Raw genomic sequence first — 26,702 nt, 5'->3', positions numbered from 1 at the left:
GAAGTCGGGAACCGGACGTGGCGGTGGGGACTCGTACGCTGAAACTGGAGTCGGTCGGCGGCTCCGCCGCGACCCGGGTAGCGGCGTACCACCCGGCCGGGAGGGACAGCGCTTGGCACGGGATCGGGGCGGACGCTCCGCAGGCGGCGGCCGGGGTGCGGTGGACGAGGCGATGGGCGAGCTGTACCACGCCTGCTACCGGCGACTGGTCGCGCAGGTCTACGCGTTCACCACGGACCTGACCGAGGCGCAGGACGTGGTGCAGGAGGCGTTCGCCCGGGCGATCGCCCGCCCGCAGGGGTTGGCCGACGTCGACAACCCCGAGGCGTGGCTGCGTACGGTCGCGGTGAACGTCGTACGGCGGCGCTGGCGGCGACGCCAACTGCTGGACACCATCCTGCTGCGGGACCGTCCGGTGACCCGACTGGTGCAGGCCGCTCCCGGCCCGGAGCGGACCGACCTGCGGGAGGCCCTGGCCGGCCTGCCGGTCAGCTATCGGGAGGTGATCGTGCTGCACTACTTCGCCGACCTGCCGGTCGAGGAGATCTCGTCCGTGCTCGGGGTACCGACCGGCACGGTGAAGTCCCGGCTGTCCCGGGGGCGTACGGCGCTCGCCGCCCGACTCGGTGACTACCAGGGCACCGGGGACCACCAGGGCACCGGCTGGCCCGCCTCGACGCCGGGATCACGGAACCGATCGGTCCCACCGGCCGACAGCACCGACTCTCCAGCGGACGGTACGGCCCCGGCCGCCCGACCCGAGCCGATGACCGCCCGACCAGATCCGATGACCGCCAGGCCGGAGCCGATGATTGCCCGGGCGGAGCCGACCGGGGCCAGGACGGGACCAGCGATCCGGGTACGCCCGGCGATTCGACCCGGGGTGAGAGATGCCTGACCGAGACCTGTCCGGGCCGGATCTCGACGTACGGCTGGCACGTGGCCGGGCCGCGCTGCTGGACAGCATCGACCAGCCGCCCCTGGCCCGGATCCGGGACCGCGCGTCGTCCCGGCGGCGGCGCCGGCACGCGGCGGGCGCGGCCGGCGGCGCCGCCCTGCTCAGCCTGGCGGTCGTGGCAATCGTGGCGCTCCAGCCGTGGGGGGCCGACGGCGCGCCGCCGACACCGCCGCCGGTGGCCGACGCGCCGCCCGGCGGCCCGGTCTACACCGGGGCCGGGATCACGATCAACGGGCTCACCACCTCCGTTATCGCACACGTGCCGGGAACGATCGCCGACGTCGAGTTCGTCGACCCCGACCACGGTTACCTGCTGGCCCGCTGTGACGCCGTCGACCCCTGCCCGGCCAACCTGGCCCGAAGCACGGACGGCGGCGCGAGTTGGCAGTACAGCGAACTGCCTGCCAGCAGCACCGGGCAGCGTGACCTGGAACTGGCGGCGTTTCCCGACGGACGGCTGCTGGTCAGCCACCCTGGCGGGGCGTACGCCTCCACGGACGAGGGCCGAAGCTGGCGGGAGATCGACACGGGGGACGGGACCGGCCGGGTTCCGGCGGTTCGGGGCGACCTGCTCCGGGCCGGGCCGGGCGGCGGACGCTGCGGCCTCGACGTGGAGGTGTGGCGGCCGGAACGGACCCGGGCCGGAGCTCCGGCGACCTCACCCGGCCTCGACGTCTGCTGGGTGGCACCGGCGGCCGGCGCCGACGGGGCCTGGTGGGTCGGCGGTTTCCGGAACGGTCACGCCGCGGTGGCGATGACCCGGGACCGGGGAGCCCGCTGGCACACCGTGGAGTTGCCCGGCAGCACCCCGGCGGCCGGTACCGTCGAGGTGGCCAGCCTGGGCAGCCAGGCGTACGCGGCGGTGCTCGGCGACGACCGGAGCTTGCTGGCGCTCTACCACTCCGCCGACGGCGGCCAGACCTTCACCCGGAGCCGCTCCGGCGGGTCCGGGCTGCCGACAGGGCTGGCCGGTGCGCTGGTGCCACTGCTGGACGGCCGGCTGCTGGTGACCGGCACCGACCGGCAGCTCTATCTGAGCGGCGACGACGGGGTGACCTTCCAGCGGGCCGGCGGAAGCCTGCCGCCGCTCGCCCGGGTGGAGCGGACCGTCGCCGGCTACGTCGCCTACGACCTCTTCGGTTCCGGCTGGGCGGCCTACTCGGCCGACGGAGCCACCTGGCGCAAACTCCAGATCATCTGACCGGTCCCGCCGAGCCGGGTGCGGGTTCGGCAGCGCCGCCGGCCTCCCCCTCACCGGGTCCGTCGCCGCGCCCATCACCATGCCGGTCACCGCGCCCGGCGGCGTGCCCGTCGGTGCGCCCGTCGGCGTGCCCGTCGGTGCGTGCGGCCGGGACGCTGGGGCGCTGCTGCTCCGGAAGTCGGACCACCGAGATGCCGACCCGGGCGACCCGGCGGCCGTCGACCGCCAGCACCCGCAGCAGCCAGCCGTCCCGATCGGAGCCGCCGTCCGGGTCGGAGCCGTTGCGGTGCCCGCCCGCCGAGCGGCCCGAACCGGCACCGTTGCCGGAGCCACCGGGCTCCGCCACACTCGGCACCGGTACCTCGTCACCACAGACCGGCAGCCGGCCGAGCGCGGCCATCACGAACCCGCCGACCGTCTCGTACGGGCCGGGTGGCAGGGCGAAGCCGACCCGTTCGGCGAAGTCGGCGAGGTTGAGCCGGCCGTCCACCTCGGTCGGCCCGCCGGTCGGCACCGGGTCGGGCGCGCTGTCGTACTCGTCGTGGATCTCGCCGACGAGTTCCTCGATCAGATCCTCCAGGGTGACGATCCCGGCCGTGCCGCCGTACTCGTCGATCACGACCGCGAGGTGGTGCCCCTCGCGACGCATCTCGGAAAGCGCCGCCAGCACCCGCTTGCTGCCCGGGATCTTCTTCACCTCCCGGGTCAGGTCCCCGATCGTGGTGCAGACGTCGTCGTCCGGGCGGAGCAGCACGTCGCGCAGGTGCACGAAGCCGACCACGTCGTCGGAGGTGCCGTCGACCACCGGGTACCGGGTGTGGGTCTCGACCCGGACGAGTTGGGCCGCCTCCTTCAGCGGCAGTCCGGCGGCCAGGAAGACCACCTCGGTCCGGGGCATCATCACCTCCCGGACCAGGCTGGCGCCGGCCACGAGTACCTCGTCGATGATCCGCCGTTCCACCGGGTCGAGCCGGGTGTTCGCGGCGACCAGGTCCCGGAGTTCGGCCTCGCTGATCTGTTCCCGTCCCGCCGTCCTGCTGGCTCCGAGCAGCGCGGTGACCAGTCGGGTCGAGCCGTCCGCCGCCCGTACGATGATCCGGGCCAGGGCCCGCGCGACCGGACCCGGTTGCCGTCTGGAACGCCCCGGCGATCGTCGCCGGGGCCCGGTACTGCCGCCGTCCCGCATGCCAAGGATGGTAGACACCGGAGGTGGTCCGTGTGGGCACCTCGGGACCCGCGTCATCCCACCGGTCGATGTTCGACTCTGTGCAGAATTGGCAGAACGTGGTGGAATGCTGTGGGCCTCGGCACCGAACGCCCCGGCACCGAACCCGAAGCAGAAAGGGCACAGGCGTGAAACTGCTCGTCACCGGAGGTGCCGGGTACGTCGGCAGCGTCGTCACCCGGCTGCTACTCGACGCCGGACACCACGTGGTGGTCCTCGACGACCTGCGTACCGGGCACGCCGAGGCGCTGGCCCCGGAGGCCACCTTCGTCCGGGCCGACATCGCGGACGTCGCCGAGGTGCTCACCCCCGACGCCGGCTTCGACGGCGTGCTGCACTTCGCCGCGCTGATCGCGGCCGGCGAGTCGATGATCAAGCCGGAGCTCTACTGGCGGGTCAACACGATCGGCTCACTGGCGCTGCTCGACGCCGTCCGGCTGGCCAAGGTCCCCCGGTTCGTCTTCTCCTCCACCGCCGCCGTCTACGGCAACCCGACCGAGACGCCGATCAAGGAGACCAGCACCCCACTGCCGACCAGCACGTACGGCGCCACAAAGCTCGCCGTCGACATGGCGCTCACCTCGATGGCCACCGCGCACGGGCTGGCTGCGGTGTCGCTGCGCTACTTCAACGTCGCCGGGGCGTACCTGCGGGACGGGGTGGCGCTCGGCGAGCGACACGAGCCGGAGACGCACCTGATCCCGATCGCCCTCCAGGTGGCCGCCGGCCGCCGGGAGAAGCTGCAACTCTTCGGCGACGACTACCCGACCGAGGACGGCACCTGCGTCCGGGACTACATCCACGTCGAGGACCTGGCACGGGCACATCTGCTCGCCCTCGATGCCGCCAAGCCCGGCGCGCACCAGTTCTTCAACCTCGGCAACGGCTGCGGCTTCTCCAACCGGCAGGTGGTGGAGGCGGTCCGCGAGGTGACCGGGCATCCGGTACCCGTGGAGACCGCTCCGCGCCGCGCCGGCGACCCGGCCGCGCTGGTCGCCTCCGCCGAACGGGCCCGGGCCGACCTCGGCTGGATCCCGGCCAAGCCGGCCCTGCCGGAGATCGTCGCCGACGCCTGGACGTTCTACCGGGAGCAGATCCTCGGCGGAGCGGCATCGTGACCGGCACTCCCGACACCGGGCATCGGCAGACCACGACCAGTCACCCGGACCGGCCGGTCGGGCCGGTCACCGAACGCGCCACCGCCGGCTTCTCCACCGAGTACGGCGGCGAGCGCCCCGCCGGAGTCTGGGCCGCACCCGGTCGGGTCAACCTGATCGGCGAACACACCGACTACAACGACGGCTTCGTGCTGCCGTTCGCGCTGCCGCAGCGCACCGTCGTCGCGGCCGCACCGGAGCGGGGACGACGCTGGACGGTCTGGTCCGAGCAGGCCGGTGAACGGATCTCGTTCGGCCGGGCCGACGCCGCCGAACCGGGCCGGGTGACCGGCTGGGGGGCGTACGTCGCCGGGGTCGTCTGGGCGCTGCGCGAGGCCGGACACGACGTACCGGTGGCCCGGCTCGCGATCGCCTCCGACGTACCACTCGGGGCCGGACTCTCCTCCTCGGCCGCGCTGGAGTCCGCCGTACTCACCGCCCTGGCCGACCTCGGCGAACTCGACCTGCCGCTGGACGACCGGCCGGCGCTGGCGCAGCGGGCCGAGAACGACTACGCCGGGGTGCCGTGCGGCATCATGGACCAGTCCGCTTCGCTGCGCTGCCGCCCGGGGCACGCGCTCTTCCTGGACTGCCGGACGCTCGCCGTCGAGCAGGTACCGTTCGACCTCGACGCCGCCGGACTCGCCATCCTGGTCGTCGACTCGAACGCACCGCACCGGCACGTCGGCGGCGAGTACGCCGCCCGTCGCGCCGCCTGCGAGTCAGCCGCCACCGCACTCGGCGTCACGGCGCTGCGGGACGTCACCGTCGACCGGCTCGACGCCGCGCTGGCCCAGCTCGACGACGAGACGGTACGCCGCCGCGTGCGACACGTCGTGACCGAGAACCAGCGGGTACTGGAGACGGTCGAACTGCTCCGCGCCGGCCGGCTCGCCGAGATCGGGCCGCTGCTGACCGCCTCACACGCCTCGATGCGGGACGACTTCGAGATCACTGTCCCGGAGGTGGACACCGCGGTCGAGGCGGTCCTGTCCGCAGGTGCGTACGGTGCCCGGATGACCGGGGGTGGGTTCGGCGGCTGCGTACTCGCCCTGGTCGACGCGGCAGCCGCCGAGACGGTCTCGTCGACGGTGACCAACGCGTACGCCGCACGTGGCTTCCGCGCCCCGGCCGCCTTCACCGTCACTCCGGGACCGGGGGCGCAGCGACTGACCTGAAGGGGCGGTTCGGTAGGAGGTCCGCTCATACCGCCTTGGCCCCCGAATCACCGATCTTGACCTCAAGTCAGCTTGAGGTCTGATGATGTTGCTCCCACCTGCCGAGCACATCAGCGAGGATCGGATGACTGACCTACAGGATCGCGCCGAACTGATCGACCTGGTCACCAAGCTCAATCGGTGGCTCGACGACGGACCTGCCGAGGCCGGCAGCGACATCTACACCAAGGATGCCGTGGTCAACAGTCCGCGCGGCACCGCGCGAGGGATCGACGAGATCCTTGAGTACGTGAGCGGCAACGGCTCTGACGCCGAACGGACACAGCACTTCACCAGCGACATTCGGATCGAGGCGCACGGGGACAGCGCCGAGGTCACCGCGAATCTCCTCGTGTCCTTCTACCCCGCCGATGGCGAGTTCCCCACCGCGCTGCGCCTTGTCGGGCTCCGCTACGCCTTCGAGGCGGTTCGTACGTCCGTCGGCTGGCGCTTCGCCCGCGCCTCCATCACTCCACGCTGGCGCCGGGAGCCGTGAGGTGCCTGGCGTTCGGGCTGTCGGCAACCTCCTGTCTGCCGTGCGGCATGATCGGCCTCGATGCTGCGGCCACACCGCCGGTAGCGTCGGCCCGGGAGCCGGGCGGCTCGCCTGACGGTGAGCTGGCCGCCCGGCACGGCGGGTCGGTTCAGACGGCCTGGCCGATCGGCCGCAGGGTCACCGTGTTCACGTCGGCGCCGGCCGGCTGGCCGACGGTCCAGGCAATCGCCTCGGCGATCTGGTCGGCCGTCAGCATCGGCCGATCTGGGACACCGCCGGCCGGCTGCCAGAACTCGGTTTGCACGGGACCGGGGGCGATCAGGGTCACCCCGACGCCGTCGGCGGTCACCATGCGTCTGGTGTTCTCGGCCAGGCCGGTCACCGCCCATTTCGTCGCCCCGTAGAGGTTGCCGGGGGTGTACACCACACCGGCGACGCTTCCCACCAGGATGATCCGGCCGCGGCTGGCTCTGAGCTGGGCGAGGGCGGCCCGGATCAGCAACGCGGGGCCGAGAACGTTCGTCAGTACCATGTCGCGCCATCCGGCGGGATTCCCGTCGGTCACCGCGTCGTGCGTGGCGAAGCCGGCATTGGCGATCGCGACGTCCAACCGACCGAAGGTGCTGACCGTGGTGTCGACGGCTGCCTGGACGGCGTCGTGGTCGGCGGCGTCCGCGACGGTGGTCAGCACCTGCGCCGGTTCGTCGAGCGCGGCGGCGAACCGCACCAGGCGGTCGCGGTCGCGTCCGGTGACGGTGACGCGGTACCCCTCGCGGAGCAGCCGGCGGGCGGTCGCGGCGCCGATACCGCTGGAACCGCCCGTGATCAGGGCAACGGGGGAATCAGTCATGACGCGGGACCGTAGGTGCTGGAGTGGACTCTAGGTCAACCCGCGTACCGTGGACGCCATGCCCGACGCCGCCCCGGAGCTGACCATCGGTCAGGTCGCCGAAGAGACCGGCCTGAGCGTGCACACACTCCGCTACTACGAGCGGGAAGGACTGCTACCCAGCCAGATCCGACGCACCGCCACCGGACACCGGGTGTACGGCGCATCCGACGTCGAATGGCTGCGGATCTGCACCAGCCTGCGGGCGTCCGGCATGCCGCTGGAGACGTTGCGTAGCTACGTCGACCTGGTCCGGCAGGGCAACGGCAACGAAACTGCCCGACTCGACCTGCTCCGCGCACACCGCGAACAGGTAGCCGCCAAGGTCGCCGAGTTCACGGCGTGCATGGACCTGATCGCGTACAAGATCGATGTCTACGAGCGGCATCTCGCGCAGGGCACCGCCGACCGGCTCTGGAACCCGCAGCCCCGCACCGGCAGCCGTCAGAAATGATCCGGACGTCGGCAACCGTGCGGGTGCGGGTGCTGGTCGTCGACTCGAACGCACCGCACCGGCACGTCGGCGGCGAGTACGCCGCCCGCCGCGCCGCCTGCGAGTCAGCCGCCACCGCACTCGGCGTCACGGCGCTGCGGGACGTCACCGTCGACCGGCTCGACGCCGCGCTGACCCGGCTCGACGACGAGACGGTACGCCGCCGCGTGCGACACGTCGTCACCGAGAACCAGCGGGTACTGGAGACGGTCGAACTGCTCCGCGCCGGCCGGCTCGCCGAGATCGGGCCGCTGCTGACCGCCTCACACGCCTCGATGCGGGACGACTTCGAGATCACTGTCCCGGAGGTGGACACCGCGGTCGAGGCGGCCCTGACCGCTGGTGCGTACGGTGCCCGGATGACCGGGGGTGGGTTCGGCGGCTGCGTACTCGCCCTGGTCGACGCGGCAGCCGCCGAGACGGTGGCGTCGACGGTGACCAACGCGTACGCCGCACGTGGCTTCCGCGCCCCGGACGCCTTCACCGTCACCCCGGGGGCAGGAGCCGAACGGATCGGCTGACCGCTGGAACCGGTCGTGTTCGGTCAGCCGCTGCCGAACATGTGGCGAGACGTTTGTCGGATGCGTTCCTCGGCCTCCTCGCTGCCCGGCGTCGTCGCGATATCCCTGATGTCGAAGCCCGGACCGAGCACCTCGCGGTAGCGTGCGTTCGCCCGCTCGTTGAACGCACGCTGCGCACGCTCGATGGTTTCCACGATGAGGCGAGCCAGGGCGTGCGAGTCATGCCTCCGGTAGACGGCCGGGTCGAGCCACAACTCCGAGATCTTTCCGCTGGCGACCGTGACCCTTATGAGGCCGTCAAGAGTTTCCGCCGAAGCGTCCGTCGAAGCAAGCTCGGCCTGGATTTCGCCAAGCTGGTTGCGCACGTCGTGGAACCGTTCGAGCATTTCGTTGAGTCGATGGCCGTACTCTTCTCGAGACATCCGTCCCCCGCTCAGCTGTAAGGATCTTTGTTTCTGGGCTGCCAGGCGGTGTGGTCACCGGGGAAGGCGCCCGGGATGTCGTCGCCACCAAGTTCGTCAACGGCAGTCGCGGCGCGAACCCGGGGACCCAGGTTCTGCATCGCCTCGATCATCGCCTCCAGCCTCGGCATTATCGACGCGAAGCCCGCAATGATCAGACCAACCGCGCCGATTATGACGCCGATGATGCCCACAATCAGCCCGACTACCGCCCCGACTCCGGTGATGCCGGTGTACAGGGCGATCACAGCGCCAGCGATTCCCAGGATCAGCCCGATGACGCCCAGGATGTACCCGACAATCTCGTACCAGCGAACTTCGAAACTCTCGGCAACATCGACCAACGCCGACCCGACGACCTGCAGTGCGGCGGCTTCATCCTCGATCGCCCGCCCGACCGTCTCCATGTAGCTGACGAACTGCTCGTACGCTTCGCCCGTCCAGCGATCCTGCACGGACGACAGCAGCATCTCCGTCAACCGCTCCGCGTGCTCCTCAAGTGCTGCCTGGGCAGGGGCCTTCTTCCCGCCGGCTGCCCACACGCTCTCGCCCACCGCTTTGAGGCGATCGATGTCGACCCAAGACAACTCTTCGAGATACCGGAGTGGATCGTCGCATCCCAGCGCTCGCGCAATCGATGACAGCTCACGGATCTCGTCGGGGATGACCAGTGCCATCAGTTGAACCGTTCGTGGGCGTTCCGGTCCGCCCGATCATAAGACCGGGCAACCTCGTGGAGGTTGACGTCGGTGATCCGCAACTGCTGAACGATCTTGTTGTTCCGGACCGCCGTGGCCCTGCGGGCCGCCTCATAGACCTGGCCAAGTTTCTCCAGATGCCAGCCAAGCGCGACCAGATACATCATCTTGCCGCCCCAGACCCGATCCTCGAGTACGGCATCACCGAGGAACGTCCGCCGATTAAGATCATCGAGATCGTCGGCGACGGCAGCGCATCTGGCGCCGTACCATCGGAGCGCATCAGTGTCCGTCACGAAGCCGCTATCCATCATTCATCCCCTCAACGTCAAGCGAGAGTATGACGCACCGTCAATATTTACGAAGTCCGACACCAGGAGAAGCTGTGACATCGGCCCGGCCCGATCACATCCCGGACGACCTGTCGTTCGTCGTCCGGACCGACCGTCGGAAGTTCGCGCTCTGGTTCGGCGGCATCACCCTCGCCGGCTACCTGCTGCTGTGCTGCGTCGTCGGTTCGGTGCTCTACCTGGGCCTCCGCGACCTCGGCACGTCATCGGGCGTCACGGCGGCACTCATCACCATTCCACTGCTGGCGCTGGGTCTACTGCTGACGATTCCGACGCTTGTGGGACACCACCGCTTCATCGGTCGCGGGCCGCTGCTGGCTGCCGACCACACCGGCCTCTGGGTCCGTACAGTCGGTCTGGTCGCGCCCTCCTACTGGCTGCCTTGGGAGGCGGTCCATGCTGTCTACCCGAAGAGCCAGCTCGGCGAGAAGCTGATCTGGATCGACGTCGATCCTGCCTATCCAGGTGTGCCGCCCGGGACCCGGCTGGCGGTCACCACACTGATGTCCGACCACGACGCCCGACAGATCCTCGTCGCGCTTGCACAGTTTGCCGCAGGTCGGGCTCCGGTGCAGTCGTTGCCATTCCCACCATCTGTCGGTGGTTGACCGCAGGGCTGGCGACGGGCAGCGACTTACTCGACGTCAAACCTCGGTAGCCGGACCGTGATGCAGTCCAGGTAGCTGATCCGGCTGGCCGGATCGTTATGACGACAAGTCAGCAGCCGCGGTCACGTTCCCGGGCGACATGATCGGCCTCGATCCGCTGCCACACCGCCCGTAGCCGCTCGTCCGGCACGTCGTCGAGGGGCAGGTGGAACACGTCGCGCAGCACGGCACGCCAATCGGCGTACCCGGAGAGTTGCCGGACCGTCGCGGGCCCGGCCACCGGCCGCTCGGTCAGCACCCGACCACGGACGGTCCGGACACCGGCCGGGGTGCGATGCTGGACCGTCACCACCCGCACCATCGGCGAGGTCGGCGAGGTGGAGATCTCGACGTTCTTCGCCGCCAGGTCGTCCGGCCCGACCGGCGTGGTGGAAAAGTCGACCCCGACGAACGCACCGTCGGGCTCGTGGTCGAACCGCCAGCCGCCCGGCACCGCCTCCGACGGCCGTAACCGGAACCGGTCGTCCGGCCCGAACGCGCCGGCCACCAGCGGCACCGGGTCGAGCGGGCCGTCGCCCAGGCCGGCGTCCAGCCACCAGGCCCGCCCGTCGATGACCGTGGTGAGTGCGAGATGGTTGCCGCTGTCCCCGGCCGGGTCGCCGGGCTGGGCCTGCACGCCGGCCCGATGCCAGGCGACCTGGTAGCCGAGCGCGGTCAGCAGCGTGGAGAAGGCTCCGTTGAGCTGGTAGCAGTAGCCACCGCGACCGGCGACGAGATATCCGGCCGCCGCCACCGGATCCATCCCCCGGGTCTCGCCCAGGGCGATCCACACCGTCTCGTAGGGCACCCGCGCGACGTGCGAGGCGTGCAGCCGGTGCAGTTGCGCCACCGAAGGCCGCTCTGCGCGCTCGACCACCGGATCGAGACACAGCCGGGTCAGGTAAGCCGTGACTGTGGCGTCGTCGAGCGCCGGTGGCCGCCACAGATCTGCTCCGAGCGATGTTCTGATCACCCGGTCAACGTAGTGGGTGGCTACGACATCTCGACGGTCCCGGGTGTGATGAGCGCCTGGTCAGAGGGGCTCGGCGCGGCCTGGGTCGTAACCTCGGCACCATGGGTCAACCCGGAAAGAAGCTGCTTGCTGCCGCAGCCGGTGCGCTGGTGGGTGCGGCGGTGGCAAAAGAGTTGAGCAAACCGTCGCAGGAGCGCACCTGGCAGGGCGAGGTCGTCGGCGTTCCCTACGACTTCCGCCCGCCGACTGTCGAGAAGCTGCGCCGGACGTTGTGGGATCCGGACAATCCGCGGTTGCTGGTGCCGCACGCCTTCGGCGTCGGCTGGAGCATCAACTTCGCCGCCCTCGCCGGGCAGGCCGAGCGGGTCGGGCAGGCACGTCAGGAGGCAGGTCGGGAAGTTCGGGGTTGAGGGCGCCCCGAGGTCTACGGATGCCTGCTGGACCTGGTTATGGGACTGTGTCGTCAGCCGGCGAAGGCGAGGCCGTGCTCGGCAAGCGCGGCCTCCAGGATGCGAATCGCCCTCGGTCCGACTCCGTGCAGGGCCAGCAGATCGTGGCGCTTGCAGGTGGCCACCTGCGCGAGCGTCGTGATGCCAGCTTCGAGCAGGGCCCTGTTGGCTGGTCGCCCGATCGGCGGCAGATCGCCTATCCGGGCGGGCGTATCGCGACCACTCATATGATCACGATAGTGGGAGAGTCGTCGGGGTGCCGTCGTGCCTGACGGCCGTCACGGCGACATCATCACCCGCATCGGGCAGATCCTGCTCTCGGTCCTGCCCGACACCGCGAAGATCATCATCGTCAGCGGCGAAGCCGATGTCGACTACGCCAACGCGTCCCTGGAGCTTCGAGGACCGGACGGCGAAACCTTCCACTTCTCCTGGGACGACAATCCCGACGAGGCCGTCGACGAGATCACCGACCTGCTCATCGACCTGCGACAGGCGACGATCGAAGACGGCAACGACCCGTGGTACGGGTTCAGCATGGCCGCACGACGCGACGGACCGTTCGAGGTCGCCTTCTCGTACGAGCGTCCCGCCGACTGACGACACACGCTGGCGGGTGATCAGGCCGGTCACGACGAACCTGCCGCGCTCACGCCGCTTTGTCGACCCCGGACTGTTGGGAGGTCAGGTGATGCGGTCTCCAACGGCGGGATGACGTACTCCCTGAAGGTCGCCCAGCGGTGGGGGTCTGCTCCGGCATGGCTACACCGGATGGGAACCGTCACCCCAGGCCAGTGACCCGGACTCGGGTCCGGAACGCCTGGTCGGAGACCTCCACTCCGGGGCCGGTGGGGTCGGTTCGGCGGTGGTGCCGCGAACGCCGCCCCAGCGGTCCCGGCAGGCGTAGGAGAGGCTGGCGTGGATCCAGTTGTCGTCGTTGTCGCGCAGCACGGCCAGGCCGCAGTGCCGGCAGGGACAGACCCGGGGGTACGGCGGAAGCGGCCCGCCCCGGGTCGGCGGGCTCACCGATCCTCCGTCCGGGCGCAGTAGCTGGCCGAACCGGTCGGCTTGTCGGCGCTCCAGTTTTCGATGCTCCAGCAGGAGCCGCCGAGGACGCAGTCCCCAGGGGCGCGGACGACGAACAGAAGAGATGCTGTGGCCCGTTCAGCGGATACTTCCCACGACCGTTGTCGGCCGGCTTTGGCGCGGGGGCCTCGCGCTGGAGCACGACACCGAGACAGAAGACCACTTCCCGCACCGGCTCTGGAAGCTTGACCTTGCCGACGTACGGGCGGTTGCCCTCCAGCGGCAGGTAGATCGAGAGTTCTTCGGTGAACTCCTCTTCGGGCGCGACGACTGTGCCTTCGATGGTGACGATCCCGTCGGCGTTCACGTTGGGCGGAATGTCGAAGGTGCGCTTGGCCAGCTCGACCTTGCCATCCTTCCGCACACTCACGTAGACATCGTTGGCACGCGACACGCCGCCGTCCTCCACCCCGACGTAGGCGACGATCGGTTCCGGCCCCTGGTTGCGCAGTGTGTAGCGGATGGCCAGAGCGGTATCCGATCGAGGGGTGACTTCGGCGTCGAAGCTCGCCGCTGGTTTGGTGCCGGTCGGGACCCACTCCGGCTCGAAATCATCGTAGGGGTCCGCGCAGCCGGCCAGCATGACGACGGTGATCGCAGCGCAGCCGAGGAGAGGCAACTTCTTGATCATGAATAGGACGTCCTCTTCGGCAGGCCGAGTTCGTCGCGCAAAGCATTCTCGGTGTAGCGGTAGGGGTGCTCGGGGTCGACCTGGTCGGGCGTGCTCGGGTCTTCGTCCTCGTCGATCGGCAGGCCGACCGCCTGCCGTTCCCTGTTCTCGACCCCGACATCGTCCGGCCCCCGATGGGTTCCGGAGGCGGACGTGTCGTTTCCGAAGTCGTAGACGTGCGCAAGTTCGTGGAAGAGACCCACAACCGGCGGGCGCTCGTTTGACGGCACCGTCGACAGCCGCTCCGGGTTGTAGCCAATCTTGTAGTCCTCGCCCAGAACCCAGTTCGTGCTGTACGAGGCTTTGTTGGCATCGTCAGCGACGATGACCAGCGGGTTGCCCTGGTACGCGATGTCCCCGAGCACCGGCCAGTCGGCGGCGACGGCGGCCGAGTCGTTGCGGATGTCGTCCATCTCGGCGAGCATCTGCTGCCCGATCGGGGAGGCGCGCATCATGTCGAGGTCGGCACGGACCCGCTCCTGGAACTCGGCCGGCGCGTCGATCTTGATGTACTGCGCCGCGTCGCCCACCTCGATCCGTATGTCCTGCCGTACCCCGGCCACCTGGTCCTCGTCCTGCCGGTAGGCGGTGTCGGCCCCACCGCCACCCGAGACCGTGTCGCGGCCGTGCCCGGCATAGATCACGTCGTCGCCGGAGCCGCCGTCGAGCCGGTCGTTGTCCCGGCCACCGGAGACGATGTCCCGGCCGGCCCCGCCGTGCACGGTGTCGTCGCCGGTCGCGCCTTCAAGATAGTCCCCGCCCTCACCGCCGGCGATGTTGTCGTTCCCCGACAGCCCGTAGACGACATCGTCGCCCCGCCCACCGGTCAGCAGGTCGTCACCGCCCTGGCCGTCGGCGTAGTCCCGGCCGGAGCCGGCTGAGGCATAGTCGTCCCCGGCGCCGCCGGAGATGGTGTCGTCGCCGTGCAGGCCGACGATCCGTTCGTCGCCGTCCCCGCCGCGCAGTTTGTCACTGCCGTCGCCGCCGAGCAGGGTGAGACTCAGGTTGGCGCCCGCGGGCACCTCGACCGTGTCGTTGCCCTCTCCGGCGCGAATCGTCACCGGCGTGCCCTCGGGGTAGCGATACGCGACACCGTTGACCTCGACGACCACCTGCCCGGTCGCCGGATCGCGGGTCACCCTGACGTTGTCGTTGCCCGGACCGGTGTTGACCACCGCCCGGCCGTCGACCATCAGCACCGAGATACCTGTCGCCTCTGCGGGCAGCGTGAACGGATCGGCCGCACCGGACGAGACACCGTCCCACTGTGTCGAAATGGTGTCCCACTCTGCTGTGGAAAAGCCGCTCAGCTTGCTCTTCAGGGCGTCGTCGAGCTCCTTGCGCAGGTTGTTGGCTCGGTTGGTCGCCTCGCTGACCTGGGTCGCCTGCGCGGGCTGATTCCACCGGAAGACGATCTGTCCGCCCGAACGCCAACTCGGCACGGCGCCCATGATCTGCTCACGCTCGCCGTCGAGCGCGTTCTGATACCACCGCAGCAGCTCGGCCACACCCTCCAGCGCCGAGGCGAGCCGGTCTGCCTGGCCGCCCATCGTGTCCAGGCTGCCGAACACCTTGGACTGGTGCTGGCCGAACGAGTCGCGGGCCGCACCCGCCCAGTCCGAGCCCAACAACTTCCGGCTGTCGGCGTCCAGGTCGTCGCCGACCGCGACGCTCGCCTTGCCGAAGCGCCGCCACGCCGACGCCGCACTGTCGATCCGACTCGGGTTGGCCTGGAGGTCCCAGACTGCGGCGTCGACCCGAATCTCCCGATCCTCCGGCGGGATGCCCATCGACGAGTCCTCTCCTAGATCGGGATGTTGGGATGTTCTCGACGGTGTCGCTCGGCCGCCCGCTCGTCGGCCTGCCGATAGGCGAAGGCGACCTGGAGCAGGCTCTCGTTGTCGACCTCCAACACCCCGATGACCCGCTCGACCGCCGTACCGGCGCCGGCCGCCACGGTGTTGTAGGCGTCGTTGAGCTGGCCGGCCGAGCTGACCCGCCCGAAGTCAGCCGGCGAGGTCGCAGCGTCGGCGCGCACCGCACGCAGTGCTGACGCCAGTTCGGTGGAGTTGTCTAGGTAGGACTGCGCGACCCTGGCGATCTCCAGCGGATCGGCGCGCATCTCTTTCCCCATGCCTGCCCACGCTACCGCCGCACCGCCAGCTCGCACGCGTGAAAGTTCGACTGTTATCTCTACGAAGGCGTTCAGCTCGCGGTACGCGACCATCCGGTCACCCGGCTATGGTGTGGCCCATGTCTCTGGTCCGGTGGTCTGGGACTCTTTCCCGGATGAGCGATCGCGGCGAAGTGGACGGCTGCCCCGGAGCTAGCCGACTACGTTCAGAAATACCTCGGTACGAGACTCGTCCAGGTTGGCCGGCAACCAGTCCGTCACCGTGATCGAACCGTCGGCCGTACCCGCCGGAAAGTACTGTTGGTCGCCACCGGGGTCGCTGCTGCCGATGATCCTTCCGGCCGAGTTCCGGTAGATCGCAACGGCCGTGGCACTGCACGGCTCCGGGTATTCGCTCCGCGCCGTGAACGCGACGATCGTGGCCTTCGGCGAGCCGCTGCGGATCGTCCTGACGCTCGTCGCGGTCAACGGCGACACCCAGCGGCGGGCGTCGGCCGGGGGCAGCCAGGCGGCGTCGACCGCACGGACGGTCATCGTCCGTACCGTCGTGTCGCTGTTGTTGAAAAAGGCGGCGATGCCGACCCGTTCACCCGGAAATATGGCATCGGTGCTGAGGGTGTTCTCGTCGCTCTTCGCCGCGTGCTCGACGATGCCCTTTCCGACCGGATCGAGGTAGCGGGCGATGAACTTCGGGGCGATGGCCACCTGCGTCTTGCTGGTGTTCTCGACGATGATTGCCGCCCGGACCGGCATGTACCGCTCCGGGCGACCCGGTCCGTGGCCGGGAGTGAGGGTCTGCGCGACGGACTCGCGGAGCTGGGTGAAACCCTGCTCGACGATGCGCAGTTGCCCGCCGTCGGGAGCCTGGGCTTTCCGGGCTGGCGGCGTGGCCGGCGGCACCATGAACGGGGTGGCCGACGCGGTGCCGGGATCGGGTGTCTCGTCACCGCCCATCCATCTGACGACGAGCACGATGAGAAGAAGCACCGCCAGCACCGGGACCAGCGCTATCCCGCCGATCGGGGCACCGGGAACGTGGTGCCGGGAGCCGATGCGCGCCTTCGCCGGCTTGGCGATCGGCGGCTTGGCGTTCGGTGTGCCGGGGCCGCTCTCCATCGTGGCCTTCCCCTCGTCGGACCGGACACATGGTACGGGAGCATCCCGGTCACCGCGGCCCGCTGACGGGACATCGGGCGGCGGACGGGTGTCATAACATCGCGGTCGGTGTAGCCGAGTGTCGATGGACTTCCGCAGGTGCCGATCGAGGACGGACCCATTGCAGCAGGACCCGAAATTCCCAGAGGCGGTCGAAGCCCGTCCGGCAGGCGACCGCGCGAGGTGGCGGATCCCGATCCGACGGAAGGTGGCCGGTCTCGTCGGCGCCGCCGTTCTCACCCTCGCGTTGGTGGTGGGCCTGCTGGTCTGGTTGCGACCCGACGGTCCGGAGGACGTGGCGCGGGCCTACCTCACCGCGATCCTGGACCGCGAGGTCGACGAGGCGCTGCGGATCGCCAAGGCCGAGCGACCGGCTGGCGAGTCCGGGTCGTTCCTGACGGCGACGGCGATCAGCGACGGCTGGGCGATCGGCAAGACGACGGCGCAGAACGTCTCCGACGACCGGGCCGAGGTGGTGATCAGCCTGATCGACACGGGTGACGGCTCGGCGGCCGACCCACCGGCTTACCTGGGCACCTTCCAACTCGAAAACTCCGATGACGGCTGGCGGATCACCAACCCGTTCGTCGCGGTCGGATTTGCACCCTCGCCACTTTGGTACGTGGAACTCGGCGGGTTCAGGCTGCCGCGGGAACAGCCGACGTCACCGGGCGCCCACAGTCCGACATACCCGGTGTTTCCCGGGATCTACCGCAGCTACGCCGCCCACTCCGACCTGGTGACAGTGACCTCGGAGCGACTGCTCGTGCTGCCCGGATCCGACCGGCTTCAGAACACTCCCGAGTTGGTCGTGACGGAGCAGGGCAACCGCGCCTTCCAACAGGCCTCGGACGCTTTCCTGGACGAGTGCCTCGCCGCGCAGGCCAAGCCGGACCAGAGCTGTGTTCTTGACGTAACGCCTAGCCGCTACGACACCCGATACGGCTACGTCATGCCCTCCGACGTCCGTACCCGTAGCTGGACGCTCGTCCGTCGCCCGGCGGTGAACCTTCCCGGTTCCCGGGCGTACTCGGCCGACGGTCTGATGGTCCTCGACGGCCAGGTCACGATCCCCGGTGAGCTGCGGCTGACCGCGACCGGTCGGACACTGGACGGCGGACGGCGGGTCTCCTTCACGATGGCCTGCCTGGTGACGGATCAGTCACTGGTCGCGGGGTTCAGGGCGGACGGCTCGATGTCCACCACCTGGCTTGCCGGGCCGGAACGGAAGATTGACTCGTCCATCGTGAAGCGAATCAACCTCGCCTGCTACTGAGCTCCAAGCACGACCTCTACGGCCTGCGCGCTGGGTGGAACTGCTTCGCACGCCGGTCACCCGGGCGGTCGGCCATGCCGGTGCGCGTCCGCCACCCAGATGTCCGGCAGCGCCACCCACTCGTCCTGGACCGTCGGCACTACCGTGTCGTCGAGCCGTGGAAGCTGCCCCGGACCGTCCGCCGGGCGGAGCAGCCACACCGCACCGCCACCGGACCGAGCCAGGTCCGCCAACTCCTCCAGTAGCTCCAGCAGCACGCCGTACCGGGCAAGCAGTGCGGCGTCGAAGGGCAACAGCAGTTGCCAACGGTCCGGCAGGGCCAGCAACTCAGACCACCCGAGCAGGTAACACGCACGTGCCGTCGTACGAAGAAGGGGTGTAACGGCTATCAGAGAGGACGGCCTGTGCATGATCATGGCCTGGTGGAGGGCGACATCTCCGATATCGGAGTCGACCCGGTGGCGCTGGAGATCTTCTATCGCAAGCACGTGGAGGCGGTGAGCCGGTTCGTGGCCCGACGGGTCGACGACCCGCACCTCGCCGCCGACCTAACCGCCGACGTCTTCCTGGCGGCGATCGAATCGGCGGCCGGTTACCGGCCGGACCGGGGTAGCCAGCTCGGCTGGCTGTTCGGCGTGGCCCGCAACATCATCGCCGACGATCGACGCCGGGCGGCCCAGCGGCTGCGGGTGCACGGCCGGCTGGCCGGACGTCGGGAGTTGACCAGCGACGACGTCGCCCGGATCGAGGAGCGGATCGACGCGGAGTCGGCGGCCCGCCATACCTATCAGGCGCTGCGCGAAGTGCCCGAGGAGACCCGGGCGCTGATCGAGCTTGTCGCTGTGGACGGCCTCACCGTCACGGAGGCGGCCAGTGCGCTCGGGGTGTCCCCGGTCGCCGCACGGGTCCGCCTGCACCGTGCCCGCCGAACCGTCCGTGCCCTGCTCGCCCGCCCCGCCCCCACGCTCGCATGACGCGAAAGAGATGATGCTTTGACCAGAACCGACGAGTCCTCGCCCCGTTTCGAGGACCAGCTACTCGCAGATCTGAAGGCCCACGTCGTCCAACGGACCGGAACGGTTCCGGCGGCAAGTCCGCGCGTCGGCCGGGCCCGGTTCCGGCACGGCTGGCGGCTCGCCGGCGCGTTCGGGCTGGCCGTAGCCCTGACCGCCGGGGTGCTGGTGGTGCAGACGATGGGGGTGGGTGAACAGGCGCCGCCCACGGCAAGCGCCTCGGAGATCTTCCGACTTGCGGCCAACGCCGCGCGGCAGCAGCCCGAGTTGACCGCCCGCCCCGACCAGTACGTCTTCAAGGAGATGCTGGTGACGTCGCAGGAAGAGCCGGGCAGCGGCACGTACACCACGCGGCGGGTGCAGTTGTGGGAGTCGGCCGGCGGCGTCGCACACACCCAACGGCGGTACCGACTGGAGAGCGAGCCGGACGGCTGGAGTGAACTGGAGGTGCACCGCCTGGGCGATCCCGCGGATCCCGAGAAGGAACTCGACGCCTTCCCGCCGCCCGCGTACCACGGCGACCTGCCCACCGACCCGGACGCGCTGCTTCGGTACCTCCGGGAACACCCGGTCGACCTGCATCTGCCCGAGGCTGCCGACGAGAAGGCCGTGTACGAGAGCGAAAGCATGCTGTACACCACCGCGCGGTCGATGCTCGACGGCTACGTGCCACCGCGAGCACTGGCGGCGCTGTTCGAACTGCTGGCCCGGGAGCCCGGCGCGGTCGTGATCTCGGGTGACGTGCTGGACGCTGCCGGCCGGCACGGTGTGGCGATCCGGATGCCCGGTGTGATCGATGCCAACCACGATCTCATTTTCGACCGGGACACCCACGCCTACCTCGGTACCCGGACTACCCAGATGCGTGACAGCAACAAGGAGACGCTGTTCTCGACCAACGCGCTGCTCCGGGTCGCGATCGTCGATTGGCCGGGCCAACTGCCCTGACCGGCAACGACAACAGCAACAGCAACAGCGACAACGGCCTCGCCGGGGCCCTTCCCGAAACCACCGGGAAGGGCCCCGGTCGGGTCAGCGGCGGCGCCAGGTCAGCGAGAAGCCGAACACGGCGGCGACCGCCGCCAGCACCCCGCCGACAATGGTCCAGATCCAGCGCGTGGAGAACGCAGGCACCCAGTCGAAGATGCCTGCGTCGTCATCGGCCGCCGCTGCCGGGCTGGGTGACGCGCCGGAGCCGTCGGTCGCCGTCAGCACCGCGCCGGGCCGGGCCGGCGGGGCCAGGGGTGCCCGCAGCTCACCGTCGTCGGCGTCGGATCCGCCGTCCGTGGTGCCGATCAGCAGGTCGACCTCGACCGGCAGGCCGAGGTCCGGCTCCGGCAGCTCGACAACCGACAGCTTGACGTAGTACGTCCCGGGAAGCGGATCTCCGGACCACGGCTCGGCCCAGGACCGTATCCGGCGCAGTACACAACCGAGGCGTACCTCGGCGGCGTCCCGGGCCACCGTCGGCGTCTGCGCGCCGGCCGTGCAGGCCTGCCGGCGGCGCAGCCCGTCGAAGACCTCGATGCTCCAGGTTGACGCACCGGACCGCTTCGCGTCACCCGGGAAGCGCAGGGCGGCCACGATCTCCGTCACGTCACCGGCCTCACCCGGGAACGACCAGTAGAGGTAGTCGCCGGTCGAGGCGTCGAGGCGTACCGGCTGGCCGGCGGTGACCGGCGCGGCGGTGAGGAACGACGTGCCGGCCCGGTCCAGCGCGGCCGCGCCGGGTGACGGGGTGGGCGTGCCAAGTGCAGCGGCCGGGGACAGTACTCCGATCAGGACGGCCGGCACCGCCAGGACCGCCGCGACGGCAGCGGAGCGAATTCGGACCACGGCCGGCCCGCCGACGGCGGTGCGAGTCCGGGCCACGGCCGTCCCGACGACAGCGGAACGAATCCGGGACAGGGCCGCCGCGACGGCGGCGGGGCGAATCGGGGTACCCATCAGTTCGTCCTCCAGGTCGCGATCCACCACCGGGTCAGCCAGCCCGCCAACACGCCGGTGAGCAGGCCCGCCACCCCCAGCACGAGCAGCAGCAGCCAGCCCCGGCCGAGCCCCGGCGCGTCGGGGGTGTCCGAGGCGGCCACCACGTCCACGACCAGCTCGAACGGCAGGCCCGGCTGCCCGTCCCGCCTGTCGACCGGGGCGAACGAGTTGCTGATCACCAGGCAGACCTCGGTGGGTCGGGCCTCGTCGCTCCCCGCCGTGCCCCGCGACGAATCCGCATCCTCGTCCGACGACTCCGCGTCGCCGTCCGACGAATCCGACTCCCCCGCCGACCAGCGCAGTCCGGCGGAGAGTACGTCCGTACGCCCGCTGCCCGCGTCCGTACCCCGGACGAGTTCCCGCCCGTCGATGGCGGTGGCCCGCAGCAGCACCCCGTAGTCACGGTGGATGGGGCGGTCCGGCGCCACGCTGACGGCCGCCCGCAGCTCCTGCCCGTCCGCCACCGGAACCCGGTACCAGCGGTGCTCGGCGGGCTTCTCCCGGTCGGTGTAGACGCCGGGCCCGAGTAGCGGCGCACCGGCGCACTCCCGGCCGCCGGCAACCGGTGCCGGGGCGGGAGTGTTGGTGTCTCCGGCCCGCCGCACCAGCTGCCTGATCCGCTTGGTCAGCTGCTCCGGTGTCTGCGCGGCGGCGTACGTCCCGCCGGTCGCGCCGGCGATGCAGAGCAACTGCCGGCGTACCTTCTCGTCGGGGGCGAGGCCGAGGGTGTCGACCACCAGTTTGGTCCCCTGGGCGGCCAACTCCCGGGCCACGTCACAGGGGTCCGGCGGGGCGCAGGTGTCCTCACCGTCGGTGATCAGCACGATCCGCCGGTTGCCGCCCTCGGCGCCGAGGTCCCGGGCGGCCTCGCGCAGGGCGAGACCGATCGGCGTGTGTCCGGTGGGCCGCAGCGTGGCGATCGCGTCCTTGGCGGCCGCCCGGTCCACCGGTCCCACCGGTACGAGCTGCTGGGTGTCCCGGCAGGCCACCTCCTTGTCCTTGCCCTTGTATGTCGCGCCGAGGACCCGGATGCCGAGCTGCGTGTCGTCCGGCAGCGCGTCGACCACCTCGTTGAACGCCTGCTGGGCGACCGATATCCGGCTCCGGCCGCCGATGTCGGCGGCCCGCATCGAGCCGCTGACGTCGAGCACGAGTTCGACCCGGGCCGGTTCGACGGCAGGCTCCGGTTCGTCGGCGTACGCCGGTGCTGCCGCGAGTGGACAGAGGACAGTGGACAGTCCTATAAGGACGAAGAAGGATCGTGTTCCGTTGAGCACCCGAGCATCTTAGAGCCTGGTAAATAAGGGCTTCGGAGGCTGGCGAGGGTGACGATCATGGAGTGCGGCGTGGCGTCGTGACATAGGGATGGGCCTTCGGTACGAGCGAAGGTGACTAAACCAGCACGACCGAAGGCCCAACCCTGTCTGTATACCTTGTCGCCGGTGTCGCCTCGTACGCCACCCCGGCCACCCTCGATGCGCACCTGCCCACCGCCCGGCCACGGCACTACCCGTCGGACACCACCGACGCGGAATGGGCCGTCATCGCCCCGCACGTTCCGGCCGGGACCGGACGCGGCCGCCCGATCGCCTACCCGCGGCGCGATGTCGTGGACGCGATCCGTTACCTCGATCGGACCGGCTGCCAGTGGGCCGCGTTACCGGCGGACTTCCCGCACCACAAGTTGGTCTACCACTACTTCAAGACCTGGACCGCGGACGGGACGTTGAATCGGATGCACAATAGCCTGCGCGAACAGGTCCGCACCCAGATCGAGCACCGGGACCGGCAACCGACGGCCGCGTTGATCGACTCCCAGTCGGTACGCGGTGCGGAGACCGTCGGGCGACCGAGCCGCGGCTACGACGCGGGGAAGAGGATCAACGGCCGCAAGCGGCACATCGCCGTGGACACCTGCGGTCTGCTCCTGGCCGTCCTGGTCACCGGCGCAGGCGTCCAGGACCGCGACGCCGCCCGACCACTGCTGTGGGCACTACGCGCGTGCTTACCCGGCATCAGCCTGGTCTGGGCCGACAGCGGCTACACCGGCAAGGTCGTCACCTGGGCCGCGACCCACCTCGCCATGACCGTGCAGATCGTGGCCAAACTCGCCGGACAGACCACCTTCGTCGTCCTACGCCGCAGATGGGCGGTCGAACGGACCTTCTCCTGGATCAACCGGTGCCGCCGCACCGTCCGTGACTACGAACGCCTAACCGAACACCACGCCGCGATGGTCCAATGGGCCATGGTCATCGTGATGGCCCGCCGCCTCGCCCGCCACCAACACCCCTGAACCCCTTATTTACCAGGCTCTTAGTGATCAACAGTCATCACTGACCGTCGCACCCCGTACGGATGCCGCGCTGCGGATCGTCAGCCGGTCTCGACGATCATGCCGGCGCCGACCGTACGGTTCGTCGCCTCGTCGATCACGATGAAGCCACCAGTGGTCCGGTTCCGCCGGTACTCGTCGGCGAGCAGCGGCACGGTGGTACGCAGCCGTACCCGGCCGATCTCGTTGAGCCGCAGCTCGGTGGCGGACTCGTCCCGGTGCAGCGAGTTCACGTCGAGCCGGTACCGCAGGTTCCGGATCACCGTCCGGGCGGACCGGGTGGTGTGCTTGATGGCGTACTTCCCGCCGACCCGCAGCGGCTTCGTCTCGTCCATCCAGCAGATCATCGCCTCGACGTCCTGGGCCACCGCCGGCGCGTTCGTCGGACGGCAGATCATGTCTCCCCGGGAGATGTCGATCTCGTCAGTCAGTCGTACCGTCACCGACATCGGCGGGAACGCCTGCTCGACCGGGCCGTCGGCGGTCTCGATCGCGGCGATCCGGCTGGTGAACCCGGAGGGCAGCACCATCACCTCGTCGCCCGGCTTGAGCACCCCGGAGGCGACCTGCCCGGCGTACCCCCGGTAGTCCGTCACGGTCGTCGACTGTGGACGGATCACGTACTGCACCGGGAACCGTACGTCGACCAGGTTGCGATCGCTGGCGATGTGTACGTGTTCGAGGTGGTGCAGCAGCGACGGGCCTTCGTACCACGGGGTGTTCTGGGAGCGGGAGACGATGTTGTCGCCGTGCAGCGCCGAGATCGGGATCACCGACAGATCCGGCACATCCAGTTTCGCCGCGAACGCGGTGAACTCGTCGGCGATCCGCTCGAAGACCTCCTGGGACCAGTCGACCAGATCCATCTTGTTGACGCAGAGCACCAGGTGCGGCACCCGCAGCAGCGAGCAGAGGAAGGCGTGCCGCCGGGACTGCTCGACCAGCCCCTTGCGGGCGTCGACCAGGATCAGTGCCAGGTCAGCCGTTGACGCCCCGGTCACCATGTTCCGGGTGTACTGGATGTGCCCGGGGGTGTCGGCGATGATGAACTTCCGCCGGGGGGTGGCGAAGTACCGGTACGCCACGTCGATCGTGATGCCCTGCTCGCGCTCGGCCCGCAGCCCGTCGGTGAGCAGCGCCAGGTTGGTGTACTCGTCGCCCCGGGCCGCGCTGACCGCCTCGACCGCTTCGAGCTGGTCGGTGAAGAGCGACTTGGTGTCGTAGAGGAGCCGCCCGATGAGGGTGGACTTGCCGTCGTCGACGCTGCCGGCGGTGGCGAACCGGAGCAGGTCCATCGCGCGGGTCTCGGTCGGGACCACGGTCGCCGTCATCAGAAGTACCCTTCCCGCTTGCGGTCTTCCATCGCCGCCTCGCTGACCCGGTCGTCGCCCCGGGTGGCGCCGCGTTCGGTGATCCGGGTCGCGGCCACCTCCTCGATCACCGTCTCGACGGTGTCCGCCGCCGACCGGACGGCGGCGGTGCAGGAGGCGTCTCCGACGGTGCGGTAGCGGACCTGCTCGACGAAGGGCGTCTCGCCGGCCCGGGGTGTGATGAACTCGTTTACCGCGTAGAGCATGCCGTCCCGCTCGACGACCTCGCGCTCGTGGGCGTAGTAGATCGACGGCAGCTCGATCTTCTCCCGGGCGATGTAGTGCCAGACGTCCAGCTCGGTCCAGTTGGAGAGCGGGAAGACCCGGATCGACTCGCCCGGATGGTGCCGGCCGTTGTAGAGGGACCACAGCTCGGGGCGCTGGTTCTTCGGATCCCACTGGCCGAAGTCGTCGCGGAAGCTGAACACCCGCTCCTTGGCCCGCGCCTTCTCCTCGTCGCGCCGGGCGCCGCCGAAGAGCGCGTCGAAGCGGTACTTCTCGATCGCCTCCAGCAGCACCGGGGTCTGGATCCGGTTGCGTACCCCGTCGGCCGGCTCCTGGACCAGCCCGGACTCCAGCGCCTCCGGCACGCTGGCCACCACGAGTTGCAGCCCCATCTCGGCGACCCGCCGGTCGCGGTAGCCGAGTACCTCGGGGAAGTTGTGCCCGGTGTCGACGTGCATCACCGGGAACGGGATCCGGGCCGGCGCGAAAGCCTTCTCGGCGAGCCGGAGCATGACGATCGAGTCCTTGCCGCCGGAGAAGAGCAGCACCGGCCGCTCCAGCTCGGCGACGACCTCGCGGATGACGAAGATGCTTTCGGCTTCGAGCGCGTCGAGATGGGACACCCGGTAGGCCGCTGGCGAGGTCATGGCGTCACCTCGCCGCGACCGTCGACGGAATCCGGCTCCCCGGTGTCGAGCTGGCAGATCCGCTCGCCGCGCCCGCTCATGCCGGACCTCGTTCGTGCTGCTCGCCCATGGGATTCCAGACCCTCCCGGTCGGTTAAGTCGCCATGTCCCGGCCTAGGGTACCCGGAGGTGGCGCTGCAACGCTGCGAGCAGCCGAGGAGCGAGATCCTTACGGCACACCACCAGATCCGGCAGGCGGGGATCAGCCTGGTTGTATTTCAGCGCGGATCCGTCGATACGGGAAGCGAAAAGCCCGGTGGCCGTCGCCACAGCGACCGGAGCCGCCGAGTCCCACTCGTACTGGCCGCCCGCGTGCACGTACCCGTCGACCTCGCCACTGATCACGGCGGCGATCTTCGCGCCGGCCGAGCCCATCGGCACCAGCTCGGCGCCGATTTCGGCGGCCAGGTCGGTGAGGAAGACCGGCGGCCGGCTCCGGCTCGCCGCCAGCCGGACCCGCCGGGCGGTGCCGTCCGGGCCGGTCGATCCGGTATCCCCGGTCGCCGCCGCCAGCGTCATCGGCGGGTACGCCGGCGGCTGATCGGTGCCGAGCACCCGGTGCTGGGCGGGCAGCCCGACCGCGGCGCCGACGATGCCGTGCGCGGTGTCGGCCCGCCGCGCCCAGAGCGCCACGTGCACCGCCCAGTCCGTCCGGCCCTCCTCGGAGAACTCCCGGGTACCGTCCAGAGGATCGATGATCCAGACCCGGTCGGCGCCCAGCCGGGGCGCCACCTCCGGCTCGGCCCCGGCGGCCCAGGCGAGCCGGGCGCCCTCGTCCTCCTCCGACAGCACCGCGTCGGCGGGCCGCCACCGGGCCAGCTCGGTGCGGAGCAGTTCGTGCGAGACCTTGTCCCCGGCCGCCTTCAACGCCCCCGGATCGGCGAAGCCCATCTCGGTGCGGAGCTCCAGCAGCGCCTGGCCGGCCCGACCGGCCAGCCAGCGGGCGAACTCCCCGTCGATCACCGGCGGCGCGGCCATCAGGGCATCCCCGGTGAGCCGGCCACACCGGCCGCTTGACGCGAGATCAT

29 protein-coding genes and 2 pseudogenes are annotated in these 26,702 nt (G+C 70.1%); 14 read left to right on the top strand and 17 right to left on the bottom strand.

Translation table 11 applies throughout. From position 1 onward, the window contains the following. Positions 1-112: 112 nt before the first annotated feature. Entirely contained in the window at positions 113-898 is a 786-nt protein-coding gene (locus CLT71_RS26890; protein ID WP_486483469.1) for an RNA polymerase sigma factor, read from the top strand. Further along, complete coding sequence (locus tag CLT71_RS26885) at positions 891-2,159, top strand: sialidase family protein (RefSeq protein ID WP_101369562.1); 1,269 nt, start codon at positions 891-893, stop codon at positions 2,157-2,159. The genes CLT71_RS26890 and CLT71_RS26885 overlap by 8 nt, the downstream gene beginning before the upstream one ends. Before the next feature lie 160 nt (positions 2,160-2,319). On the opposite strand, the pseudogene CLT71_RS26880 reads toward CLT71_RS26885, so the two are convergent. After that, positions 2,320-3,345: pseudogene (locus CLT71_RS26880) on the bottom strand (hemolysin family protein); the annotation flags it as partial. Positions 3,346-3,512: 167 nt separating this feature from the next. On the opposite strand from CLT71_RS26880, the gene galE reads away from it, so the two are divergent. The 3 genes from galE to CLT71_RS26865 all read left to right on the top strand — a co-directional run bounded on the left by galE (position 3,513) and on the right by CLT71_RS26865 (position 6,254). Beyond that, positions 3,513-4,502 carry a UDP-glucose 4-epimerase GalE gene (gene galE / locus CLT71_RS26875; protein WP_101369560.1) on the top strand — a complete coding sequence of 330 codons (990 nt, stop codon included), beginning with the start codon at positions 3,513-3,515 and terminating at the stop codon, positions 4,500-4,502. Next, positions 4,499-5,719, top strand: a complete 1,221-nt coding sequence (gene galK / locus CLT71_RS26870; protein ID WP_199187734.1) for a galactokinase — start codon at positions 4,499-4,501, stop codon at positions 5,717-5,719. The genes galE and galK overlap by 4 nt, the downstream gene beginning before the upstream one ends. A 124-nt stretch (positions 5,720-5,843) precedes the next feature. Then, positions 5,844-6,254 carry a nuclear transport factor 2 family protein gene (locus CLT71_RS26865; RefSeq protein ID WP_158242315.1) on the top strand — a complete coding sequence of 137 codons (411 nt, stop codon included), beginning with the start codon at positions 5,844-5,846 and terminating at the stop codon, positions 6,252-6,254. 148 nt (positions 6,255-6,402) lie between these two features. On the opposite strand, the gene CLT71_RS26860 is transcribed toward CLT71_RS26865, so the two are convergent. Continuing rightward, entirely contained in the window at positions 6,403-7,104 is a 702-nt protein-coding gene (locus CLT71_RS26860; RefSeq protein ID WP_101369558.1) for an SDR family oxidoreductase, read from the bottom strand. 58 nt (positions 7,105-7,162) lie between these two features. Here CLT71_RS26860 and CLT71_RS26855 point away from each other — a divergent pair, with 58 nt between their 5' ends. Together CLT71_RS26855 and CLT71_RS26850 are read left to right on the top strand one after the other, a co-directional pair. Beyond that, positions 7,163-7,597: a MerR family transcriptional regulator gene (locus tag CLT71_RS26855; RefSeq protein ID WP_101371812.1), complete on the top strand. Its 435-nt coding sequence runs from the start codon at positions 7,163-7,165 to the stop codon at positions 7,595-7,597. Positions 7,598-7,623: 26 nt separating this feature from the next. Then, positions 7,624-8,157 (top strand): annotated as a pseudogene (locus CLT71_RS26850) (galactokinase); the annotation flags it as partial. A 23-nt stretch (positions 8,158-8,180) separates the two neighbouring features. On the opposite strand, the gene CLT71_RS26845 reads toward CLT71_RS26850, so the two are convergent. The 3 genes from CLT71_RS26845 to CLT71_RS26835 are packed head-to-tail and all read right to left on the bottom strand — an operon-like array spanning position 8,181 to position 9,627. Next, entirely contained in the window at positions 8,181-8,543 is a 363-nt protein-coding gene (locus tag CLT71_RS26845; RefSeq protein WP_158242314.1) for a YbaB/EbfC family nucleoid-associated protein, read from the bottom strand. Positions 8,544-8,590: 47 nt separating this feature from the next. After that, on the bottom strand, positions 8,591-9,295 hold the full coding sequence (locus tag CLT71_RS26840) for a WXG100 family type VII secretion target (protein WP_101369555.1): 705 nt from the start codon (positions 9,293-9,295) through the stop codon (positions 8,591-8,593). Then, on the bottom strand, positions 9,295-9,627 hold the full coding sequence (locus CLT71_RS26835; RefSeq protein WP_158242313.1) for a hypothetical protein: 333 nt from the start codon (positions 9,625-9,627) through the stop codon (positions 9,295-9,297). Before CLT71_RS26835 ends, CLT71_RS26840 begins: the two co-directional genes overlap by 1 nt. Before the next feature lie 29 nt (positions 9,628-9,656). On the opposite strand from CLT71_RS26835, the gene CLT71_RS26830 reads away from it, so the two are divergent. Beyond that, on the top strand, positions 9,657-10,274 hold the full coding sequence (locus CLT71_RS26830) for a hypothetical protein (RefSeq protein ID WP_143743629.1): 618 nt from the start codon (positions 9,657-9,659) through the stop codon (positions 10,272-10,274). Between the two features lie 109 nt (positions 10,275-10,383). Here the strand turns inward: CLT71_RS26830 and CLT71_RS26825 are convergent, their stop codons facing one another. Beyond that, entirely contained in the window at positions 10,384-11,286 is a 903-nt protein-coding gene (locus CLT71_RS26825) for an arylamine N-acetyltransferase (RefSeq protein WP_101369552.1), read from the bottom strand. A 101-nt stretch (positions 11,287-11,387) separates the two neighbouring features. Between CLT71_RS26825 and CLT71_RS26820 the strand changes: the two genes are divergently transcribed. Next, positions 11,388-11,696 (top strand): DUF5808 domain-containing protein, encoded by a 309-nt coding sequence (locus CLT71_RS26820; RefSeq protein ID WP_199187733.1) that lies wholly within the window; start codon positions 11,388-11,390, stop codon positions 11,694-11,696. Between the two features lie 53 nt (positions 11,697-11,749). Here CLT71_RS26820 and CLT71_RS26815 read toward each other — a convergent pair whose 3' ends face one another. Next, the gene (locus tag CLT71_RS26815) at positions 11,750-11,962 is read right to left on the bottom strand and encodes a helix-hairpin-helix domain-containing protein (protein WP_101369551.1); all 213 of its coding nucleotides are present in this window, start codon (positions 11,960-11,962) and stop codon (positions 11,750-11,752) included. Between the two features lie 37 nt (positions 11,963-11,999). Between CLT71_RS26815 and CLT71_RS26810 the strand changes: the two genes are divergently transcribed. Further along, a complete protein-coding gene (locus CLT71_RS26810; RefSeq protein ID WP_101369550.1) occupies positions 12,000-12,335 on the top strand; it encodes an immunity protein YezG family protein in 336 nt (111 codons plus the stop codon). A gap of 181 nt (positions 12,336-12,516) precedes the next feature. Here CLT71_RS26810 and CLT71_RS37545 read toward each other — a convergent pair whose 3' ends face one another. The 4 genes from CLT71_RS37545 to CLT71_RS26785 form a co-directional block, all read right to left on the bottom strand. Beyond that, positions 12,517-13,452: a hypothetical protein gene (locus tag CLT71_RS37545; protein WP_199187732.1), complete on the bottom strand. Its 936-nt coding sequence runs from the start codon at positions 13,450-13,452 to the stop codon at positions 12,517-12,519. Continuing rightward, positions 13,449-15,281, bottom strand: coding sequence for a M91 family zinc metallopeptidase (locus CLT71_RS26795; RefSeq protein ID WP_101369547.1), 1,833 nt, complete (start codon positions 15,279-15,281; stop codon positions 13,449-13,451). The genes CLT71_RS37545 and CLT71_RS26795 overlap by 4 nt, the downstream gene beginning before the upstream one ends. Positions 15,282-15,295: 14 nt before the next feature. After that, complete coding sequence (locus tag CLT71_RS26790) at positions 15,296-15,625, bottom strand: WXG100 family type VII secretion target (RefSeq protein WP_143743628.1); 330 nt, start codon at positions 15,623-15,625, stop codon at positions 15,296-15,298. A 192-nt stretch (positions 15,626-15,817) separates the two neighbouring features. Beyond that, on the bottom strand, positions 15,818-16,741 hold the full coding sequence (locus CLT71_RS26785; RefSeq protein WP_101369545.1) for a hypothetical protein: 924 nt from the start codon (positions 16,739-16,741) through the stop codon (positions 15,818-15,820). A gap of 247 nt (positions 16,742-16,988) precedes the next feature. On the opposite strand from CLT71_RS26785, the gene CLT71_RS26780 reads away from it, so the two are divergent. Continuing rightward, positions 16,989-18,056, top strand: a complete 1,068-nt coding sequence (locus CLT71_RS26780; RefSeq protein WP_101369544.1) for a hypothetical protein — start codon at positions 16,989-16,991, stop codon at positions 18,054-18,056. A gap of 56 nt (positions 18,057-18,112) precedes the next feature. On the opposite strand, the gene CLT71_RS26775 is transcribed toward CLT71_RS26780, so the two are convergent. Continuing rightward, positions 18,113-18,382, bottom strand: a complete 270-nt coding sequence (locus CLT71_RS26775) for a hypothetical protein (RefSeq protein WP_101369543.1) — start codon at positions 18,380-18,382, stop codon at positions 18,113-18,115. A 78-nt stretch (positions 18,383-18,460) separates the two neighbouring features. Between CLT71_RS26775 and CLT71_RS26770 the strand changes: the two genes are divergently transcribed. Beyond that, positions 18,461-19,030 carry a sigma-70 family RNA polymerase sigma factor gene (locus CLT71_RS26770; RefSeq protein WP_199187731.1) on the top strand — a complete coding sequence of 190 codons (570 nt, stop codon included), beginning with the start codon at positions 18,461-18,463 and terminating at the stop codon, positions 19,028-19,030. An 18-nt stretch (positions 19,031-19,048) separates the two neighbouring features. Beyond that, a complete protein-coding gene (locus CLT71_RS26765; protein WP_101369542.1) occupies positions 19,049-20,017 on the top strand; it encodes a CU044_5270 family protein in 969 nt (322 codons plus the stop codon). 84 nt (positions 20,018-20,101) lie between these two features. On the opposite strand, the gene CLT71_RS26760 is transcribed toward CLT71_RS26765, so the two are convergent. After that, positions 20,102-20,905 carry a peptidase gene (locus CLT71_RS26760; protein WP_101371810.1) on the bottom strand — a complete coding sequence of 268 codons (804 nt, stop codon included), beginning with the start codon at positions 20,903-20,905 and terminating at the stop codon, positions 20,102-20,104. A 110-nt stretch (positions 20,906-21,015) separates the two neighbouring features. Next, entirely contained in the window at positions 21,016-22,302 is a 1,287-nt protein-coding gene (locus CLT71_RS26755) for a VWA domain-containing protein (RefSeq protein WP_486483727.1), read from the bottom strand. Between the two features lie 176 nt (positions 22,303-22,478). Between CLT71_RS26755 and CLT71_RS26750 the strand changes: the two genes are divergently transcribed. Continuing rightward, positions 22,479-23,354: an IS5 family transposase gene (locus CLT71_RS26750; RefSeq protein WP_199187957.1), complete on the top strand. Its 876-nt coding sequence runs from the start codon at positions 22,479-22,481 to the stop codon at positions 23,352-23,354. A gap of 80 nt (positions 23,355-23,434) precedes the next feature. Here CLT71_RS26750 and CLT71_RS26745 read toward each other — a convergent pair whose 3' ends face one another. From CLT71_RS26745 to CLT71_RS26735, 3 genes are all read right to left on the bottom strand, one after another. Next, the gene (locus CLT71_RS26745) at positions 23,435-24,724 is read right to left on the bottom strand and encodes a GTP-binding protein (RefSeq protein ID WP_101369539.1); all 1,290 of its coding nucleotides are present in this window, start codon (positions 24,722-24,724) and stop codon (positions 23,435-23,437) included. Next, a complete protein-coding gene (cysD, locus tag CLT71_RS26740; protein ID WP_101369538.1) occupies positions 24,724-25,635 on the bottom strand; it encodes a sulfate adenylyltransferase subunit CysD in 912 nt (303 codons plus the stop codon). Before cysD ends, CLT71_RS26745 begins: the two co-directional genes overlap by 1 nt. 153 nt (positions 25,636-25,788) lie before the next feature. Beyond that, a complete protein-coding gene (locus CLT71_RS26735) occupies positions 25,789-26,652 on the bottom strand; it encodes an inositol monophosphatase family protein (RefSeq protein ID WP_101369537.1) in 864 nt (287 codons plus the stop codon). Positions 26,653-26,702: the final 50 nt, after the last annotated feature.

The organism is Plantactinospora sp. CNZ320, from assembly GCF_002846275.1.
Note: the sequence above shows the minus strand (reverse complement) of the source record. Positions and strands in the feature narration are given on the sequence as shown.